Origin of the sequence: Candidatus Methanoperedens nitratireducens (assembly GCF_900196725.1) — an archaeon.
Taxonomy (GTDB): domain Archaea; phylum Halobacteriota; class Methanosarcinia; order Methanosarcinales; family Methanoperedenaceae; genus Methanoperedens; species Methanoperedens nitroreducens_A.
Window position 1 is genome coordinate 1 of record NZ_FZMP01000123.1, and the last position, 4,920, is coordinate 4,920.

The following is a 4,920-nucleotide window of genomic DNA, read 5'->3' on the forward strand; positions in this document are numbered from 1 at the left end:
TAGTGACTAAATGCGCCGAAATCCAAGTATAACGATGCTCTTGAAGGAAGAAAACGACAGGCAGAGCTTAACAGGTTAAAGAGAGATTTCCAGGTATTCCCTTGGGGAAAAGCTGAATGGATAAGCTATGAAGATCAAGCTAATACGCTATCATCAGAGAAAAATTCTTTTCATAAAGAAGTACATTCACAGGTATTGCAGAATACACTTAAGCGATTAGATAGAAGTTTCCAGAATTTCTTTAATGGCTATGGATATCCGAGATTCCAGGGAAGAAATAGATATAATACATTCACATATCCTCAATCTGGTTTTGAGATTAACGGGATGGAATTAACCCTATCAAAAGTAGGAAATATCAGGATACTCCAACATAGGGAGATTGAAGGAAGAATCAAGACCTGTACTATCAAGAAGGACGTAGACCGATGGTATGCTATATTCACGGTTGATATAGAGAAGAAGATAGAGAAAGTACCTATCAAAACAAAGACAGGGGTAGACGTTGGTCTTGAATCATTGCTCATATTAAGCAGCGGAGAGAAGATAGAACCACAGAAGTTCTATAGGAAATCTGAAGAATCCCTTGCATGGGAACAGAGACAGTTAAGCAGGAAGAAGTTGGGCTCAAAGAACAGGGGAAAACAGAAGGTCAAAGTAGCAAAGGTTCATAGAAAAGTCAGGAATCAAAGAAAAGATTCTAACCATAAGACAAGTAGAGGACTTGTTAAAACATTTGACTATATAGTGTTTGAAGACTTGCAGATACAAAATATGGTACAAAACCATCATCTTGCAAAGAGTATATTGGATGCTGGTTGGGGTCAAATAATCAGATTCACGGCTTACAAAGCAGAATACGCTGGTAAAACGATAGAACTTGTTGACCCGTACTATACATCACAAACATGTCTATGTGGGCATCATGTACCCAAGAAACTTTCAGTGAGGATACATATATGTCCTAAATGTGGTCTAATATTGAATAGAGACCATGTTTCTGCAATCTTGATAGAAAGGAAAGGGAAATTAAATGTACCTACGGACTGTGGGGAATTAACGCCTATGGAGAGTACTCTAAAGAGGCTCATCGAAGTAGGAAGCCCCTCACTTTAGTAAGGGGAGGATGTCACACATAGCAACTCAAATACTTTTGAGATGGAATGTAATATTATGCCTACTATATCCGACTTCTTCCCTTCCGACCTATCCAGAAGCTCTCTTCTTGCAGCCCAGCGTCTTGTCGCCGAAAGGGCAATAATAGAAGACGACTTCGGTGAGCTTCGGTTAATTGCTGGTGTAGATCAGTCATTCATGAATGACAAAATTATTTCAGGCATCGTAGTACTGGAATATGATACTCTAAAGGTCGTGGAGCGTGTCCATTCTATCGGGACTGTAAATTTCCCTTATATCCCCACGTTCCTGAGTTTCCGTGAAGGGCAGGCGATTGTGAGTGCATATGAAAAACTTAAAAAGCTCCCGGATATCCTGATGGTTGACGGCGCGGGCATCAACCACCCAAGACGCGCAGGGCTCGCAACGCATATCGGTGTCACTCTGGATGTGCCCACCATCGGGATTACGAAAAGGATTCTCTGCGGCGCAGGGAAAGAGCCTTCCCGGGCAGGTGAGGCGTCTCCACTTATTTATAAGGGTGAGCAAATCGGATGGCTTCTTAAGTCAAAAGAGCGAAGCAGGACGATAATCGTGGCGCCGGGGCACAGGGTTTCACTTGACAGTTCTCTTTCGATAACGAAGGCGTGTCTTTGCGGATACAAACTTCCTGAGCCTGCCAGGCTTGCGCACGAGTATGTTACCGGGTTAAAAAAGGAAATACCCGCATCTTTCTTATCTTAACCATTTGACATCAGGTTCGACCTTCTCAGGTGTCTGCGTCTTACCTTTTGGATACCCGAATATAAGCGGCGCAATAGCTTTATAATCCGCGGGCGCGCCCAGTTCCTTCAACAGCTCATTGTCCATAAGTGCAGGGAGCGCGCCTCCGATCCAGCAGCTTCCGATGCCTTTTGAGTGCGCCGCAAGCATCATATTCTGCGCTGCCATCGCGCAGTCATAATCAGCAGTCGGCGCGTTTTTATTTCCAAGGATTATCACAAGGACAGGGGCATTGTAGAACATACTGGTGCCTTTAGTCTTCAGGAAAACAAGGAAATCAGAAGCCTTTTTGGATGTATCTTTGATCGGTTCAAGCAAAGGAATCATGGCTTTCTTGCCGCTCTCTGATATCCTCCGCATAGTTTCTTTGTTCTTCACGACCAGGAAGCTCCACGGCTGCATATTGAAACCCGATGGTGCATACCTGGCACAGTCGATAAGGAATTTGATATCCTCATCCGGAACCGGGTCTTCTTTATATTCGCGGACACAGCGCCGGGTTTTGATAACTTCAGTAATGTCTTTCAAAATAACTCACCCACAGTAATAACATCTCAATCCCTAATTATACTTTTCTTTTCAAAACTATGATGATTATAATTATAACAGGGATTATTATCTATATGGATAAATATATAAACCCTACTATTATAGTATGCTTGTCGGATAGGAATTCGGGGATAGGAGTGGCCTTACCTCTTATCATAATTCTCTGTTTCTATCTGTAAGACCTCTTTACAAAATCAATCCACTCTCCAAAACCTTCCCCTGTCTTGAGGCTCATCTTCAGAACATCTATTCGCGGATTTATTGTTCGCGCATCCTTTACCATTTTATCCGAATCAGCGTTTACAGCCTCTGCGATATCCACTTTATTCACGATAATAATGTCTGCCGTACTGAAAATAAGGGGATGTTTTTCAACTATATCATCTCCCTCGCTTACGCTTACGACCACTACCCGCTTGTGTTCACCCAGTTCATAGTCGGTGGGACATATGAGATTACCCACGTTCTCTATAAACAGGATATCCAGGGAATTAAGAGGCAGCTCCAGAAGCCCATGCTCGATAAGATGTGCATCCAGATGACACTCCTTACCTGTATTCAACCCAACAGTCGGGATTCCATACTTTTCAAACCTGGCTGCATCTATCCTTGCCACCACATCCCCGGCGATAGCGCCTATCCTGTACTCATTGCCAAGCTTCTCAATGGTTTTCTCTATCAACAGGGTCTTACCTGAGCCTATGGCTCCCATTATGTTAAAAGCAGTTATACCGGATTTTTCAAGGTTTTTGCGGTTTTTGTGTGCGATTTCTGAGTTCTCTTTCAGGATATCGTACTCAATGGATACTTCAGTCGTGTGCATATTTACCTTTAAATCGATAATGTCCTATAGATGTGATCTGTTTAAATGCTTAATTGGATAAATCTGTAATATAAGTGGGGCATTGAATGAGCCACCGAGACGCAGAGGCACAGAGAGCTTTTTTTGAAAGATTTCTCTGTGTTCTCCGTGCCTCTGTGGCAATTGTTTTTATGTAGATCATGAAATTCAGAACACTACTTTTAAATTAATTTCATCCTCTTACCGACCCTCTCAAAAATGTCTATCGCCTCATCCAGGTCTTCCCTTGTATGCTGCGCAGTAACGATAATCCTGACCCTGGATTTATCCTTTGCAACAAGAGGGAATACAATAGGTTTGGCAAAAAGACCTTCCTGGAACAACTGCCTGGAAAGGTCCATTGCCATCCTGCTCTCGCCTGCCATTACCGGAGTAATAGGCGTCTGGCTCCTGCCGATATCGAATCCCATATTGCCCATGGCTTTCTTGAAATATTTCGTGTTATCCCAGAGGTTTCTTAAATGCTGCGGTTCGTCCTGTACCATCCGCAAAGCCTCCATGGTCGCCGCAGTTACGCACGGTGGATGGGCAGTGGTAAATATGAAGCTGCGGGCTGTGTTAATGAGATATTCCCTCAACTCCTGCCTTCCTGCAATATAGCCGCCCAGGCTTCCGAACGCCTTGCTCAGCGTGCCCATATCGATATCCACCCTGCCCTCAAGCCCGAAATGGTCAATTATGCCCCTGCCGTCTTTACCAAGTACCCCGTCGCCGTGGGCATCGTCCACCATTACCATCGCATCATATTCCTCTGCCAGTTCCACTATCCGGTCAAGGGGCGCTATGTCCCCGTCCATGCTGAACACGCCGTCGGTGATTATGAGCCTGCGCCTTGCGTCTTTTGTTTCCTGCAGGGCTTTCTTCAAGCCCTCCGTATTGAGGTGCGGATATACCATCCGCCTTGATTTTGTCAGCCTTACGCCGTCGATGATGCTGCCGTGGTTGAGTTCATCGCTGATGATGGCATCCTCCTCTCCCATCAACGCCTGTATCGTACCCCGATTAGCTGCAATGCCTGCCACGAACACAAGTGCGGCTTCGGTGCGTTTGTATTCAGCCAGCATCTCCTCAAGTTTAATATGTATCTCCATGGTGCCTGCGATCTGGCGCACAGCCCCTGCGCCGTATCCCCAGCAGTCGATTGCTTCTTTTGCTGCGGCACGCAGTCTCGGATGGTTCGCGAAGCCGAGGTAGTTGTTGCTGCACATCATGATGACTTCTTTTCCGTTCAGTACCACCCTGTTCTTCTGCTCGGTGCTGAGAACAGGAAGCTCGATGAACAGGTTTTTGTCTTTAAGGTCTTGGATCATTTCTTTTAAAAAATCCGTTCTATTGTTCACGTAATTCCCCCATGATACCTCAGGGATTTCCAAGTAAATAAATATCTCCCAACTTTTTGTAAAATCTAACAGAAACCGCATGATGCGGGCATATCATCTTTCAATTTTGTAACTAATTTTATGTCACTGATTGTTTTAAGAAATGCCAGGTATTTCGAGGTAGGTATTTCAAATTCAATGAATTGCTTCTATATCACAGTATTATCGCAAAATAACCCAATGGCAAACCTTTATTAGTGACAAAATATAAGTTACATATTGGTGATATCC

The 4,920-nt window shown here is 44.2% G+C and carries 4 protein-coding genes and 1 pseudogene; 2 read left to right on the forward strand and 3 right to left on the reverse strand.

What is annotated here, in order from left to right; translation table 11 throughout:
• Nucleotides 1-36: 36 nt before the first annotated feature.
• Together MNV_RS09110 and MNV_RS09115 are read left to right on the forward strand one after the other, a co-directional pair.
• Nucleotides 37-1,116: pseudogene (locus MNV_RS09110) on the forward strand (RNA-guided endonuclease InsQ/TnpB family protein); the annotation flags it as partial.
• A 57-nt stretch (nucleotides 1,117-1,173) separates the two neighbouring features.
• Nucleotides 1,174-1,860, forward strand: a complete 687-nt coding sequence (locus MNV_RS09115) for an endonuclease V (protein WP_096205414.1) — start codon at nucleotides 1,174-1,176, stop codon at nucleotides 1,858-1,860.
• Here MNV_RS09115 and MNV_RS09120 read toward each other — a convergent pair.
• The 3 genes from MNV_RS09120 to MNV_RS09130 all read right to left on the reverse strand — a co-directional run bounded on the left by MNV_RS09120 (nucleotide 1,852) and on the right by MNV_RS09130 (nucleotide 4,650).
• Entirely contained in the window at nucleotides 1,852-2,427 is a 576-nt protein-coding gene (locus MNV_RS09120; RefSeq protein WP_096205410.1) for a nitroreductase family protein, read from the reverse strand. The two genes, MNV_RS09115 and MNV_RS09120, sit on opposite strands and share 9 nt — an antisense overlap.
• A gap of 190 nt (nucleotides 2,428-2,617) precedes the next feature.
• Nucleotides 2,618-3,271, reverse strand: a complete 654-nt coding sequence (gene hypB / locus MNV_RS09125) for a hydrogenase nickel incorporation protein HypB (RefSeq protein ID WP_096205412.1) — start codon at nucleotides 3,269-3,271, stop codon at nucleotides 2,618-2,620.
• 200 nt (nucleotides 3,272-3,471) lie between these two features.
• On the reverse strand, nucleotides 3,472-4,650 hold the full coding sequence (locus tag MNV_RS09130) for a glycine C-acetyltransferase (protein ID WP_096205416.1): 1,179 nt from the start codon (nucleotides 4,648-4,650) through the stop codon (nucleotides 3,472-3,474).
• Nucleotides 4,651-4,920: the final 270 nt, after the last annotated feature.